We start from the raw sequence: 15,048 nt of genomic DNA on the forward strand, positions 1-15,048 counted from the left end.
TCCCTGAACACAGCAAGCACCAGGGCCTTGTAAAAAACATTACTCCTTACGGTGTGTTTGTTGAACTTGAGCCAGGTATTGGTGGTATGATCCATATCAGCGATTTAAGCTGGTTGAAGCGTTACAACCATCCGGCTGACTATACTAAAGTTGGTGAGAAGATCGACATCATCATCATGGGTATAGATAAAGACAACCGCAAATTGCAGTTAGGCCACAAACAACTCGAAGAAGATCCTTGGAACACATTAGAGGATACATTCGGAATTGGAACTATTCACGAAGCAACTATTACCCGTAAGGATGACAAAGGCGCTTCAGTTCAATTACCTTATGGTCTCGAAGGGTTTGCACCTGCCCGTCACCTTGTAAAAGACGACGGAAAGAGCCTCGGAATTGATGAGCATGGTCAGTTTACAGTTATTGAGTTTGACCGCAACGAAAAACGTATTGTGGTTAGTCATACCCGCATTTGGGAGCAGGCACAACAGCAGGAAAAAGATGTGGCCCGCAAAGAAGCTCGTGTAGAAGCTGAAAAGACAAATAAAGCGGTGAAGACAATCCAGACGAAGGTTGAAAAAGCTACTTTGGGTGATCTAAGCTCTTTAGCTGCTATCAGAGATAGGTTACAACAAGAAGAAGGAGATAAGGGAGAGAACAAATAAGCCGATCTCTATAAATTTTACAAAATGCCCCTGGTTTTCCGGGGGCATCTTGTTTTCTATCCATTGTTATCAGCCTTTTTATCTCTGCAACGCACTAACAAACTAAGGGTGATTTTTTAACCTGCTTTCAAATTTTGATTTGGCATGGTACTAATGAAGATGTTTATTTTTTTATTACCGGCAGCAGATTATCTATTAAACATCGTTGTGTCACTCTCTTGTACGGCAAACAAAAAAATCAGCAGGTTCATTTTACCACGTTTCAAGCCCTTTTAGGGTTTTGGCTACGCTTGCTTCGCACTCTTGTACGTCTGCAATAAATGCATCGGTACTTAAAACTTACAATTGTTAGTTTTAAAGCAATTTAATTAAGCTTATTAAAAGCGGTATTTAAACTACTATAAGTGGTTTTATCCTTTATTTTGAATGTAGCTTTGCATTCCTTTTTGTAGTGAAATTAAAGTAGTTAATTCTTGTTTTAGTTTATGAGCGCACCTAATAATAAAGTTTCAGCTGCGGGCCTTATAATAGCTTTAGGAATAATTTACGGCGACATTGGAACGTCTCCGCTGTACGTACTTAATGAAGTAATCAAAGGAAAAATAATAAATGAGCTTTTAATCATCGGAAGCCTTTCTTGCATTATCTGGACTCTTACTTTACAGACAACGGTAAAATATGTAATCCTTACTCTTAAGGCTGATAACAGAGGTGAAGGAGGTATTTTTTCACTATTTGCTTTGGTACGCCGTAGGGGGCCCTGGCTGGTATTTCCTGCAATGATTGGCGGAGCGGCTTTACTTGCCGATGGCATGATCACTCCACCCATTTCTGTAACTTCCGCTGTCGAAGGTTTACGAAACCTTGATTTCCTTGGCTACATCTCCGACCGCACCATTATTTATATTGTTCTGGCAATCATTGCTGGTCTATTTTTCCTTCAGCAATTTGGTACCAATTCTATCGGTAAATTATTTGGACCTCTAATGGGCGGCTGGTTTATTATGCTGGCGGTTTTAGGCATTAGTCACCTGTTCGATGATATCCACATCTTCAAGTCATTTAACCCTTATTATGCAATTAAACTTCTCGTCGCCTATCCCAAAGGCTTTTGGATACTTGGTGCCGTATTTCTCTGCACCACAGGAGCTGAAGCACTTTATTCCGATCTTGGCCACTGCGGCAGGGAGAATATCAGGTTTTCATGGGGCTTTGTCAAAATCAGCCTGATTTTGAATTACCTGGGGCAAGGGGCGTGGTTACTTCAAAATTACACCGGTAAGGCAATTTCCCACGAAATGATTACTGATGGCTTTAATCCTTTTTACGCGCTCATGCCGTCCTGGTTTGTAGTGCCCGGAATTATTATAGCAACCACAGCTGCTGTCATTGCCAGTCAGGCACTCATTAGCGGTTCATTTACGCTTATTAGTGAGGCTATCCGTCTTAACCTTTGGCCTAAAATGAAGATTAAATACCCTAGCGAGGCGCGTGGCCAATTGTATATTCCTGGCATTAATACGTTACTTTTTATTGGTTGTGTTTGCATAGTTCTCCATTTTCAGAAATCAATTAACATGGGTGCCGCCTATGGTCTTGCCATTACCATGTGCATGATTGCTACAACCATTCTTTTTGCAAACTTCCTTGTTCTACATCGTACCGCCCGACCACTGGTTTACTTATACCTTGCTGTTTACCTTACTATAGAGTTCTCTTTCCTTATCGCTAACCTCGAAAAGTTTCCACATGGTGGCTATGTAACCCTGGTAGTTGGAGGATTTTTGTTTGCAGTAATGTACGTGTGGTACAGGGCACGAAAGATCAAAAACAGGTATGTTGAATTTGTTCCCCTCGATGACTATATTGGCCAGTTGGAAGAATTAAGCAACGATAGATCCATCATAAAACATGCTACTCACCTGGTCTATATGACTAGTGCTGATAATCCGAGGGAAATTGAGCATAAGATTATGCATTCCATTTTAAACAGGAAACCAAAAAGAGCCGATATATACTGGTTTGTGCACGTACATACGGTTGACGAGCCTTACACAAGTGATTACACTGTAAAGCATATTATTCCTAACGACATAATAAGAGTGGAATTCAGGCTAGGTTTTAGGGTACAACCAAGGATAAATCTAATGTTCAGGCAAGTCGTAGCAGATCTGGTGGCCAACAAAGAAGTAAATATCACCAGTCGTTACGAAAGTTTGGAGCGCAACAACATTGTAGGCGATTTCCAGTTTGTTGTTATGGAAAAATATTTAAGTAACGACAACGAACTACCGTTTTTAGAAAGGCTCGTCATGAGGTTTCATTTTTGGTTAAAAGACCTAAGCCTTTCAGAGGCAAAAAGTTTTGGACTGGATACCAGCTATGTGTCTGTGGAAAAGTTTGCGCTGATAGTTGCACCAATTAAAAATCTAAAGTTAAAAAGAGTCTTCAAGACAGGGGAGGAGGCTTATTAATAAAGACTAACATTCCTTCTGTTCTTTTTTGCAATTTTCGTCTGCACCTTACCTCTTTTGTATGTGTTGAAATGCGAAAAACAAGTATCCTAAAAATAGATGTTTTATCAATTGCCCGGTGTTATACACCCTGTTGCTAGTCTAAATGCAATAATCAGGTAATATAATGGAATGATTTTTTTACTGGTATTGCTGGTCACTTAACAGGTAAATAAAATCATTAGCAATGTTTAAAAAAGAATATGTCGCCTCTTATTTGAAATGGGGCTTTTTGTCAGCCCTGGCATTTTGTATTCCTATGTTTATTTTCCTTTCTTCTGAAGATTTTGTTAGTACCTGGTTGCTATTCCTGGGTAATGCAATAGTAATGGTTGTTATTGGAGCTTACATGTTGGCACTTAATAAATCTAAAGGTGAAAACGCAAGTACTCAAACAATGGTAGCTGCAGGACACATTGCTACGATTGTGGGAATAATTATATCGTGCATAGTGGCAGCAATTGCATTGCCGATGTTTATCCCCGACATTTTTAGTGGAGGAAAATCTGATGGTGCTTTAGTAAACGCTCCATCTCAAACCGGCACAGGTAAAACGAACGGCCTAATATTTATTTTATTCATGTGTGCTACGGTTGGCAATTTTTGTTTTGGCTCGTTTGCGTCTTTCATGATCCCCTATACTGCAAGAAAGAACCAAACAAAAGATAGAAAGTCGGAAGTACTAAATAATTAACGCTTAGAAAAACTTCGTGATCATATAAAAGCTATAAAGCCTTTCGTTTTTTCGAAAGGCTTTATAGCTTTTGAGGTTCGCTTTAGTCTTACTACATTTTAATATTAGTCTTACAACTTATATCACTTTCCTTCCTTTTCTTCTTTTACGTGTCGGTAGTGGCTAGCATTGAAAGGAGTTTTCCATCTGAAATAAACCATAGTGGCAGAAACAGAAATCTCGAACTGCTCAAATACCAAAAGAAGGTGTTGTCCTTGAGAACTTTTAACCATGTGTTTTTCAATTCTTCCAAAGGTGTCTTCTAATTGTGCTCTGATTGTATCTGTTTCTTCATTAGCATAACACTTTATTGCTTTTGCTACTCCCTCTGTTTGCACCCGCTCAATAACTGATATAAAGTCTTTATACGAAGACACGCATGGGTAAATAGGCTCCTCTTTTAAAACATAGCTTTCTTCCAGGGTTATATTTCCCGCAGGTATATGCAAGGGTTGATCTGTTAGAAAAAAATAGAATTTCTGCTCATTTTCTTTTGCAGTTTCATTCCAAGATGCAAAACGGAAAGTGTTTTCGTTTTCTGCGATTACATAGTGTAACTCATAATTCAAGAACTCCGGCTTCAGAGAATACAGGTTTACATTTATTTCCAGTTGCCTTTTGTCGATAATCATTTTTAGTAGTATAAATGACTTTTATATAGGAAAAAGCTATGCCAGCTAAAGCGTGTAAAAGGGCATAATTTTTTCTTCCTTTTTTTAAAACAGCGTTATGAACGGGCTTCACGATCTTTTGGATTTACTGCTCCATCATCTTACAGGCTTATATGCAGCGGAACAACAAATAAAAAAGGCCTTTCCCACAATCATAGAAAAGGTAAATCATAGCTCTCTTAAAAATGCCTTAAAGCACCATGACAGTTTAAGCGGTCAACAATTGAAAAGATTATTGGATATACCGGCATTAATAAAAAGTAAATTACCCAACGCTTCTGTTTCAGAAATTGGTTCGCGTGTTGAAGTCTCATCTTGTAAAGGCATAACGGGTTTAATCGACGAAGCAAACGAGCTTTTACAAAAAAGTTTGTCTACCGAAGTAATAGACGCAGCAATTATTGCATCTGTTCAAAAAATTGAGCATTACGAAATTTGTGCTTACGGTACAGCTGTTGCTTATGCAAACCAGTTAAACCTGCATGTTGTGGCAGCTTTACTAAACGAGACTCTCCAGGAAGAATATGATGCAGATGACCTTTTAACAGCCCTTGCTACGGCTGCAATAAATAAAGAAGGATTGCCTGGTGGGTTTGAAACAGCTAATGCTACTGCCGTTGAAGTAAGCGATACCGAACTGTCTGAAGGAGCCAACGAAGTTGAACATACGACGGTTTCAATAAACGAACGCACAATAAATTCGCCCGGTGGCAGGGCCGGAACATCTCATAGAAGATACGGAAATGGTGAATCAAGAGGCCATTGATATTGATGGAGGTATTGTGATTAAAAGTTTTTACGGCACAAACCGGTGCGCTGCCTCTCTATTATTTGCCTTAGTTATCAGAATCGTTTATTTGTTGCTGTATGATGGAGCCAGCTATCTACCCTTCATTAGGCATGGTTGCGTCGCACTCTTGTACATATTTGCTTTTACTCAACTGACTCCGTTTCAAAATTTCGTGTTTATGTTCCTCGTTCTTCTCCAATTGAATGTCTTAATGGCACAAAGAAGTTAAACTTTATACTGGCTTAAATGTTGTATCAACTTATATCACCTTTTTTGGCGAAATTGTAAATTATGTTAGGACATAGATTTGAGAAGTTTGACCCAAACATTAATGGGAAAACAAAGTTTGAGCAATTGCTCAATTTATTTTTACAATTACTTACTTATACTAATGGTGAGGTAAGCGAGGCGTTGCAATGGCTTAACCAATTAGATACCCAATACGGCCTTACCAATGATGAGTATGGCATGGGTGACTTTTTAGACGAGCTTAAAGAAAAAGGATACATCGACGAAAACCCTGTAAACGGAACCATCTCCATTACCTCAAAAACTGAGCAGGGCATACGAAGGAGCAGTCTTGAAGAGATTTTTGGCAAACTTAAAAAGTCGCGGCAGGGAAATCACGATACTTTTAAGCCGGGCGGCGGAGATGAGATTAGTCCGGATGTGAGGCAATTTCAGTTTGGCGACACAATGGAGCAAATTGATTTCACTGAGAGTATCAGGAACGCGCAGATAAATCACGGTATCGAAAGCTTTAGCATGCATGAGGATGATCTTAAAATCAGGGAGACTGATTATAAGACTCAAACTTCTACTGTGCTTATGATCGACATTAGCCATAGCATGATTTTGTACGGCGAGGACCGCATTACGCCAGCTAAGAAAGTGGCGATGGCTTTAAGCGAACTGATAACAACCAAGTATCCCAAAGACACCCTGGATATTGTTGTCTTTGGTAATGATGCCTGGCCGATTGAGATTAAAGATCTTCCATATTTACAGGTAGGTCCTTACCATACAAACACGGTAGCAGGACTCGAACTGGCGATGGACCTTTTAAGACGGCGGAAAAATCCGAACAAGCAAATTTTTATGATCACCGATGGTAAGCCAACCTGTTTAAAGATTGGTAAACGTTATTATAAGAATAGTTTTGGATTAGATAGGAAAGTCGTAAATCGTTGTATGAACCTGGCAGCTCAATGCAAGAAGCTTAAAATTCCTATTACAACGTTTATGATTGCCAGCGATCCATATTTGCAGAAGTTTGTTACTGAGTTTACCGAAACTAATAATGGCAAAGCCTTTTTTGCCTCACTTGACAAGTTGGGGGCTTTCATTTTTAAAGATTTTGAAAGCGGTAAGAGAAAGACCGTTTATTAGTTCGGGTACTTTACGAAATCGCAGAGTTCTTATTTTAAAACAGACTTACATGACTACCACCTGCCATATGCCTGCCGGGAACTTAATGAGGCGTTTTTGCAAAATCTAAAAAATACCTTTGGCAAAAAACACTTGTTATTGCTGCTGAGGAGGATGAAGATGACTCATTCGCCAGACAACCGCGATAAATTTAAGCAATCTTTGAAAGAGCTTAAAGGAGGCGATTTAGTTTCTGTTACCCTTTACGAATTGCGAAAGTTTAGACGATCAATCTTGCTAGAACTGCATTTATTGAGTATACTTTGTGACGAAATGAAAATTGGAAAATGCAGGATAAGATAGCTGGTTTAGTAGAAGATATTACGATGCCCTTGTGAACGTCTTGGTAAGCCTGAAGCTTTAAGGCATTATTTAAAAGGTTTTTGGCGCAGAAGGATAAATGAAGAACGTTGGCTTGTTTATGAAATAACTGAAACTGCTATCAATGTTATTTTTTGCCGGGACCATTATTCCAAGTTGTAAAAGCAGCAGCGTTGAACCTACAACAAATAGTATAAGTGAGTGACACAACGATGCCCCTATGAAAAACATAAGTTGATTATCAAAAAAATATAAATGGACATTACAAACATTAAGACTTTAGGTGATTTAAGAAAAAGTGGATATAAGAACAGGACCATTAAACAAGAAATACGGGAGAACCTGATAGGAAAGATTAAGGCGAAAGAAAACACTTTTCCCGGAATTGTCGGTTATGAAGAAACGGTGATTCCCGACACCGAAAGAGCTTTGCTAAGCCGCCACAATATTTTATTTCTTGGATTAAGAGGACAGGCAAAAACGAGAATGGCAAGGCAAATGGTTGACCTTTTAGATGAGTACATTCCTACAGTGGAAGGGAGTGAAATAAACGACGACCCGCTTAGGCCCATCAGCAAGTTTGCAAAAGACCTGGTAGCACTTCGCGGAGACGATACACCTATTCGCTGGGTGCATAGAAGTGAACGTTACGGGGAAAAGCTTGCTACGCCCGATGTGAGCGTTGCTGATCTTATAGGAGACATTGACCCGATAAAGGCAGCCAATCTAAAGCTAAGTTTTGCTGATGAAATGGTAATTCATTACGGCATTATTCCCCGCAGTAACCGGGGCATTTTCGTAATAAACGAGTTGCCCGACCTACAGGCCAGGATACAGGTTGCTCTTTTTAATATTCTGCAGGAAGGCGACATCCAGATTCGCGGATTTAAATTGAGGATGCCGCTGGATATTTTATTTGTGTTTACAGCAAATCCCGAAGATTATACCAATCGGGGAAGTATTGTGACTCCACTAAAAGATCGCATAGAAAGCCAAATATTGACCCATTACCCTAAAACGATTGAGACTTCATTAGAAATTACTGAGCAGGAAGCCGATGTTTTGGAAGAGCAAACAAAAAGAATAACTATCAGTGACCTGGTGAAGCGGTTAATAGAACAAGTTGCCTTTGAAGCGAGAAACAATGAATATGTTGACAAGAAGAGCGGGGTAAGTGCGAGGCTAACAATAGCGGCGTATGAAAACGCTGTTAGTAGTGCTGAACGTCGGGCTATCATTCATAATGAAAAACAGACGCAGGTTTGGATCAGTGATCTTGTTGGTATCATTCCTTCAATAACCGGTAAGATTGAGCTGGTATATGAAGGGGAGCAGGAAGGGCCTTACCAGGTTGCCGTTAACCTTTTGGAAAAATCAATTCGTTCTCAGTTTATTCTTTATTTCCCAAATCCTGAGGCTGTAAAAAAGAAGAGAGCTACAGGAAAGGCAACTCAGCAAGCAAAAACAGAAGACGAGAATCCATACAAAGCCATCACCCGCTGGTTCGACGGCGGTAATCATCTTGACCTTTTATTGGATAGTGACGATGCGGGAAAGTTGGCTTCGCTGTATAAGGTGGAAGGGCTGCACGGCTTCGTAAAAAAATATTACCCGCAGGCAAATGATAAGGAAAACGCTCTACTTATGGAGTTTGTATTGCATGGCCTTGCCAGTTATTCGCTGATTAGTAAGAAAATGCTGGACGGAAAAATTGAGTTTAAAGACCTGATGGGAAGTATGATGAATTTTGGGGCAATGAACTATGAGGATGATTTAACAGAAGATGATTTTAAATAGATAAAATATGAAAGGGGATGCTTTAGAAACATCCCCTTTCTCTTTATTTGCAATAAAGGTATTAATCCGGTTAGAATTTATACCCGAAAGAAATTCCTGCGTAATATGGCACGAAACCTTCCTTATTGAATATCGGCACTATTCCCGCTCTAAATAAAAAGCCTCCGTCAGCAGGTTGCAAACGGTAACCGAAATTGAGGTGTCCAAAGCTGGTTGAAAAGGTTCCGTCGTTTGATCCATCATTTCCTGAAACGGCCGTTATACCACCTCCAACTTCAAAATAGTTCTTTCCATCTTTACCAAGCAAATAGTTTAGACCGACTGGTATAAATAAAATACTTGCATCTTCAATACCAAAACCGCCCACCCCAACTCTAAAACCTAATCCATCTTCTTTGCTTTGAAAACGCATGTCGTAATTGACCGACGCTAACCCTGGCCCCCCTAATTCAAAGTAAACTGATTTTGCTGCCTTTTGAGATTTCGCAGCGGGCGTCAGCGCCAAAATGAAGCAAATAATTGCTACTGTCTTTTTCATATGATTGTTTAAGCGACTGCCTTACTTGACAACGAGTGATATTATAACGTTGCTTTTTATAAAATATTAACTTCTCTCTCCAGCATAATACCAAATTTCAATTCTACACTTTTCATAATCTCTGTTGACAGTGCTAGTATCTCGCTACCTTTTGCATCTCCATAGTTTACTAAAACCAGCGCTTGCTTTGCATGGCAGCCTGCATCTCCTTTTCTGTAGCCTTTCCATCCACACTGTTCTATTAGCCAACCTGCAGCTACTTTAACCCCGTTGTTTGCAGGATGGCCAACTATTGCAGGAAATTCTTTTTTAAGGCTAACAAATTGCGATTGGGGTATGGTTGGATTTTTAAAAAAGCTTCCTGCGTTTCCGATTTCTTTAGGGTCAGGAAGTTTGCTTTGACGAATATTAATAACGGCCCTGGAAATGGCAGCGATAGACAATTCCTCTATATGCATCTTGTCAAGTTCTTGTTGAATTGCCCCGTAGCTAATATTGAAAGCAGGTTGTTTGTTTAGTCTAAAAGTAACGCTGGTAATGATATGCCGTCCTTTATACTTCCGTTTAAAAATACTTTCCCTATAACCAAATTCACATTCTTGTACTGTAAAAGTGCTAACCTGTCTTTCGTTAATATCAAAAGCCTCGAGCTCGTAAAACACGTCTTTAATCTCAACGCCGTAAGCTCCTATATTTTGCATCGGGCTTGCTCCTACACTTCCAGGTATGAGGCTTAGGTTTTCAACACCGGCAAAATTGTTATCAATACAATATAGAACGAATTGATGCCAGTTTTCTCCCGCCGCTACACGTACATATACATACTTTTCATCGTGCTTTATCACTTCTATACCATGCATTTCATTTTTAGCTACCAGGCCGCTGTAGTCGAGAGTAAGCAAAATGTTACTGCCGCCACCAATAATGAACGGGTGTTCGTTTTCCTTTAAAAAAGGCGAATCAAAGAGCTGTTCAATTTCATCGACCGAGGTAAACCTGGCGAAGTATTTTGCAGTAGCATCAATTCCAAAAGTGTTATAGGGCTTAAGTGAAATATTTTGTTGAATTTGCATGTTATCGCTTAAAGTAAAAAATATGCTATCATTAACTGCTGTAGTGTTGGGTGCAACGGGTCTTATTGGCGAACAATTAGTGCAACAATTATTAGATGATGCTGCTTTTTCAAATGTAAGAATACTTGTCAGAAGACCTGTACAATTATCGCATCCGAAGCTTGAAGTTGAAATCGTACATTTTGATGATCTTAATGAGTACCGAAGCAAGCTTGGGCGGGGAGATTGTATTTTCTGTTGTATAGGTACGACAGATGGAAAAGTAAAAGGCGATAAGGCCGCTTATAGAAAGATTGATTTCGACATCGCTGTTAACGCCGCAAAGCTGGGTAAAGATGCCGGCTTTACCAGCTACCTGCTTGTTTCTTCTGTTGGCGCAAATGAAAAAGCTGGTAACTTTTATTTAAAGCTGAAGGGTGAAGTAGAAACAGTAATTGCAGCCCTGGGGTTTTTAAGCTTTCATATTTTTCGGCCAAGTATTTTGTTGGGGAAAAGAAAAGAATTTCGTTTTGGCGAAGTGATAGGGAAGGGGGTGATGCGCGCTTTGTCAGTATTGTTTGTCGGACCACTGCAAAAGTACAAGGGTGTTGAAGCCCGAACAGTTGCGAAGGCTATGATAATAGTTGCGAGGTCTGGAAATAAAGGAAAGTTTATTTATCATTATAGTGATATAGTTAAAGCAGTCTCATAGCCTGCTATCTTATATTTTACAAGAGCGACCTAAAATTTTTCTATTTAAAGCTTTTGAATGGAAACGGGGCTTCCGTTGCGACGCTCCGTTTGTCAGTAGGTTTTCAATTGTTCGTACTTCTAATCCGGCTTAAGCGCACTTTTACGAACAGGTCAGTAACAATTTGCTGTACAAGAGTGCGACGCAACAATGTTTAATTAAAGGTGTATTTGCCTGGTCCCAAAAAAACTACTTCATAAGTTTGATACTACAAAAGAGGGAAGGACTTAGTGCCCTTCCCTCTTTTTATAAAAACAAGCTCTATTTATTGAAAATCTGCTGCAGTTACTCCTTCGTTTATTTTAACATCAGATGCCTTCATCTCAAGAGCCTGTGTTTGTCCACCGGCCGAAATTGTGATCGTTTGTGAGTAAGGATACAAAATAGCACCGGCCTTTTTATAGTCCCCATAGTCTACAGTAGTAGTCGCAGTAACATTATTGGCTGTTTTAGCTTCCTCTTTTCTTACCAAAAGTTTGCTGGCAACGTCGTAATATTCTGTTTTGGTTACCCCTGTAGGGTAGGTGATAACAAGCTTGTAAGCATCTGAACCATTTACTTTTTCCGTGCCTTTTACCTCAGTTTTAAAGGAGGGATTGTTTACGTAATCCATCTGCTCAAACAGGCCCGTTACCAAATTTTTTTCCTTGATTTCTTCGGGGGTTAAATCTTTTTTGTTTCCCATCTGTTGCTGGTATCCCGAGGTTCCATTGAAATTTGTTTTCATCATAACATTTCCTCCCATCGACATGGTCATACTTTCCATGTTTGGCTGCATGTTTTTCATCTGCACCTGTAAATTCATTCCCTGCATTTGCATTGCCATTGTTGCAAAAATGGAATTCACCTTCTTTAGCGCATCTGTTCCACCAATCGTTTTTAGATAATCATTTATAACGTCTGTAGCTTTTACATTAGCTGATACAGCAGATTTGGCACTTTCAACAACCGGATTAGCATAACTGTCATACATCTTAACAGCATAATTTAACCTGGAAAGACCTTCCTTCATTTGTGAAGTATTGCCAACCACTACTACCCTGGTATTATTGCTGTTAAAATACTTTTGAGCTACTCGTTGAATATCTTCTTTTGTTACCGCGTTAATCTTTTGCAGGTAAGTTTTATAAAAGTCTTTAGGCAAATTATTAATCAGGATGTTCCTGGCAAATGAAGCTGTGCGAGCCGGGTTTTCAAGTCCTAACGCAAACTGACCGTTATACAATGCTTTGGCATTTTTCAGTTCCTCGTCAGATACTTTTTCGTTACGCAGTTTTGAAATTTCGCTAATAAACTCTACAACCGCACTGTCGGTTTTTGCAGTTCTGACTGCCGCAGAAGAAGTAAACAAATTTTGAAACCTTCCTGCCTGGATGGACGAGTAGGCGCCGTATGTGAAGCCATGTTTTTCTCTCAGGTTATTAAACAAACGACTTTCTGAACCTCCACCCAAAATTTGGTTGGCAAGTAAAACAGCGAAATAGTCTGGATTATTCATTTTGAGGTCAACGAGGTTCGTTACTGTAATTTCAGATTGAACAGCATTTGACATATCAATTGCATTTATCTCGGTTTTGGCGGGGTTTTGTACCAGTGTCAATGCAGGCAGTGTTAAGGCGCGTCCTTTAAAAGTACCAAATACCTTCAGGGCTAATTGCTGCGCAGCTGCGGGTTTAATATCTCCTATAAAGGTCAAATACGATCTTGATGGAGTAATGTATTGTTGGTAGGCAGTCTTTATATCAGCCAGCGTTAGGTTTTTTACCGATTTTTCAGTTTCAAATTCACCCTGTGGATGTTGCTTTCCATAAGCTAAAGCGTTAACCATTCTAGCTGACACAACCTTCACATTTTTTTCGTCAGCTTTCATTCCTGTCAGCGTTTGTGACTTTAGTTTTTCGAAAGACTCTGCGGTTAAGGCCGGGCTTTTAATAGCTTTTCCCATTAACTCAAAAGCCTGGTTGAAATAACGGGTAAGGGCAGTGGCATTTCCACCTGAAGAACTAAGACTCACTTCTGCACCAATTTTATCAACAGCTTCATCAAATGCAGCTTTTGACATATCTTTTGTTCCCTCGTTAAGCATTTGTCCCATTAGTGCCATTACACCAGCTTTCGATCCTTCTTTTACCGGGCCTGCATCAATATAAAAACTTGACGAAACCCTGGGTAATTTGTGGTCTTCAACAATGAGTATGGTTACCCCGTTTGGTAGTTTATAAATGACCGGATCTTTTAGCTTGATTACCGGAGCAGGTCCTGGCTCTGGTTTTTTTGTGCGGTCTATTTGTACCTGTGCCTCGGAACCAAAAAATAAAAAGGCAGTAACGGTTAGTATTAAAAGTTTTTTCATTAGTATAAATATTTTGCTCTTGGATAAAAGGCTTTTAAAAATTTATCTAGAGGAATGTTTTTGATTAAAATAAAAAATTAGAGAGCAGTTTTGGCAGGTAAATAATATAAAACCACTCGTGCGTTGGGTTGCAAATACTTCTTTGCTGCATCCCGGATGTCCTCCCTTGACACACTCCTGATCTTATCAAGCTCCTGGTTTATGTTATTGGTATTCTTATTATAAAAAGTATAGCCTTTGGCCAGATTTTCTGCAACTCCTAACATGCGGGAATTGGCATTTACATAATTGTTTTCGAACTGGTTTTGAATTTTCTTATAATCGTCTTCGCTAACCAGGTTTGTTTGCAGTTTGATGATTTCATCATCAATGTCTTTTAATAGAACATCCAGCGAAGTATTGTTATTTGGTAAGGCGAAAGTTATATAAGCTCCATAATCTTCCAGTACATAATTAAAAGCACCCACCTGTAACGTGTTCTTTTTTTCATCCACCATTTTCTTGTACAACTTTGAACTTGCCCCGCCTGAAAGTATTGCCGAAATCATTTCCATTGCTGTGGCATCTTTACTCGTTAATCCCGGAACCCGATAGGCGGACATAATTGCAGGTATCTGGATGTTTGTATCATAAGCAGTATCGACCATCATTTTGGTAATTGGCTGCTCTTCTGCTTTTTTATATTGAATAGGCTCACCTTGTGGAATTGGAGAAAAGTAAGCGGCAACCCATTCTTTGGTTTGATCAACATCAATATCGCCCGCAATAGAAAGTACAGCATTGTTGGGAATGTAATACTTTTTGAAAAAAGCCTGAAATTCTTCCAGCCTTGCAGCATCGAGGTCGGCCATCGAACCAATTACCTGCCACTTGTAGGGGTGGTTATAAAATAGCCTCTTAAAAATTTCTTCGGTAAAATGTCCGTATGGCTGGTTGTCAATTCGTAGCCGTTTTTCTTCTTTCACTACTTCATTTTGTGTTCTTACACCCACTTCATTGATAACCGGATGCATCATTCTTTCACTTTCCAGCCAAAGTCCCAGCTTTAACTGGTTAGATGGGAAAACTTCATAATAAAAAGTTCGGTCCTGGGTTGTATTAGCGTTGTTCTCGCCGCCATTACTCGAAACAAGCTTCATAAACTCGCCCCTTTTAATATTGTCGGAACCCTCAAATAACAAGTGTTCAAAAAAATGAGCGAAGCCTGTTCTTTCTGTTTGTTCGTTTTTTGAACCCACATGATACATAACCGATACTGCAACAACAGGCGCCGACTTGTCCTGGTGCAGAATGACGTGTAATCCATTTGGTAAATCGTACTCTGTAAATGCTACTTTTTGTGCATATCCTGCCGCAGACATTAAAACGACTACTGCTGCACTTAAAAGTGTTTTTTGTAATAACATACTAGTTTTAGTTTAATTAAATACTGATCT

Annotated in this window: 13 protein-coding genes; 8 read left to right on the forward strand and 5 right to left on the reverse strand. The window is 39.5% G+C overall.

Features of this window, described 5'->3' with window-relative positions:
* The 3 genes from JWR87_RS20065 to JWR87_RS20075 form a co-directional block, all read left to right on the forward strand.
* Positions 1 to 665 (forward strand): S1 RNA-binding domain-containing protein (locus tag JWR87_RS20065; RefSeq protein WP_297823664.1); only part of this gene is annotated, 665 nt, incomplete at its 5' end.
* Positions 666 to 1,150: 485 nt separating this feature from the next.
* Positions 1,151 to 3,139, forward strand: a complete 1,989-nt coding sequence (locus JWR87_RS20070) for a KUP/HAK/KT family potassium transporter (protein WP_297823666.1) — start codon at positions 1,151 to 1,153, stop codon at positions 3,137 to 3,139.
* A 226-nt stretch (positions 3,140 to 3,365) separates the two neighbouring features.
* Positions 3,366 to 3,872, forward strand: coding sequence for a hypothetical protein (locus JWR87_RS20075; protein WP_297823668.1), 507 nt, complete (start codon positions 3,366 to 3,368; stop codon positions 3,870 to 3,872).
* A gap of 122 nt (positions 3,873 to 3,994) precedes the next feature.
* Here the strand turns inward: JWR87_RS20075 and JWR87_RS20080 are convergent, their stop codons facing one another.
* Positions 3,995 to 4,543 carry a hypothetical protein gene (locus tag JWR87_RS20080; RefSeq protein WP_297823670.1) on the reverse strand — a complete coding sequence of 183 codons (549 nt, stop codon included), beginning with the start codon at positions 4,541 to 4,543 and terminating at the stop codon, positions 3,995 to 3,997.
* A 97-nt stretch (positions 4,544 to 4,640) separates the two neighbouring features.
* On the opposite strand from JWR87_RS20080, the gene JWR87_RS20085 reads away from it, so the two are divergent.
* The 4 genes from JWR87_RS20085 (at position 4,641) to JWR87_RS20095 (ending at position 8,918) form a co-directional block, all read left to right on the forward strand.
* Positions 4,641 to 5,348, forward strand: coding sequence for a DUF892 family protein (locus JWR87_RS20085; RefSeq protein WP_297823672.1), 708 nt, complete (start codon positions 4,641 to 4,643; stop codon positions 5,346 to 5,348).
* Between the two features lie 315 nt (positions 5,349 to 5,663).
* The gene (locus tag JWR87_RS20090) at positions 5,664 to 6,761 is read left to right on the forward strand and encodes a VWA domain-containing protein (protein WP_297823674.1); all 1,098 of its coding nucleotides are present in this window, start codon (positions 5,664 to 5,666) and stop codon (positions 6,759 to 6,761) included.
* 357 nt (positions 6,762 to 7,118) lie between these two features.
* Complete coding sequence (locus JWR87_RS20340; protein ID WP_366091098.1) at positions 7,119 to 7,283, forward strand: type II toxin-antitoxin system YoeB family toxin; 165 nt, start codon at positions 7,119 to 7,121, stop codon at positions 7,281 to 7,283.
* Positions 7,284 to 7,376: 93 nt separating this feature from the next.
* The gene (locus tag JWR87_RS20095) at positions 7,377 to 8,918 is read left to right on the forward strand and encodes a sigma 54-interacting transcriptional regulator (RefSeq protein ID WP_297823676.1); all 1,542 of its coding nucleotides are present in this window, start codon (positions 7,377 to 7,379) and stop codon (positions 8,916 to 8,918) included.
* Between the two features lie 70 nt (positions 8,919 to 8,988).
* On the opposite strand, the gene JWR87_RS20100 is transcribed toward JWR87_RS20095, so the two are convergent.
* Positions 8,989 to 9,456 carry a hypothetical protein gene (locus JWR87_RS20100; RefSeq protein WP_297823678.1) on the reverse strand — a complete coding sequence of 156 codons (468 nt, stop codon included), beginning with the start codon at positions 9,454 to 9,456 and terminating at the stop codon, positions 8,989 to 8,991.
* 56 nt (positions 9,457 to 9,512) lie between these two features.
* A complete protein-coding gene (gene murB / locus JWR87_RS20105) occupies positions 9,513 to 10,529 on the reverse strand; it encodes a UDP-N-acetylmuramate dehydrogenase (protein WP_297823680.1) in 1,017 nt (338 codons plus the stop codon).
* A 22-nt stretch (positions 10,530 to 10,551) separates the two neighbouring features.
* Between murB and JWR87_RS20110 the strand changes: the two genes are divergently transcribed.
* Positions 10,552 to 11,220: an NAD(P)H-binding protein gene (locus tag JWR87_RS20110; RefSeq protein ID WP_297823682.1), complete on the forward strand. Its 669-nt coding sequence runs from the start codon at positions 10,552 to 10,554 to the stop codon at positions 11,218 to 11,220.
* A gap of 304 nt (positions 11,221 to 11,524) precedes the next feature.
* On the opposite strand, the gene JWR87_RS20115 is transcribed toward JWR87_RS20110, so the two are convergent.
* Both JWR87_RS20115 and JWR87_RS20120 read right to left on the reverse strand, forming a co-directional pair.
* Positions 11,525 to 13,612, reverse strand: a complete 2,088-nt coding sequence (locus JWR87_RS20115) for a pitrilysin family protein (RefSeq protein WP_297823684.1) — start codon at positions 13,610 to 13,612, stop codon at positions 11,525 to 11,527.
* A gap of 77 nt (positions 13,613 to 13,689) precedes the next feature.
* Positions 13,690 to 15,018, reverse strand: a complete 1,329-nt coding sequence (locus JWR87_RS20120) for a pitrilysin family protein (RefSeq protein WP_297823686.1) — start codon at positions 15,016 to 15,018, stop codon at positions 13,690 to 13,692.
* Positions 15,019 to 15,048 lie beyond the last annotated feature (30 nt).

Source organism: Segetibacter sp., from assembly GCF_025963695.1.
GTDB lineage: Bacteria > Bacteroidota > Bacteroidia > Chitinophagales > Chitinophagaceae > Segetibacter.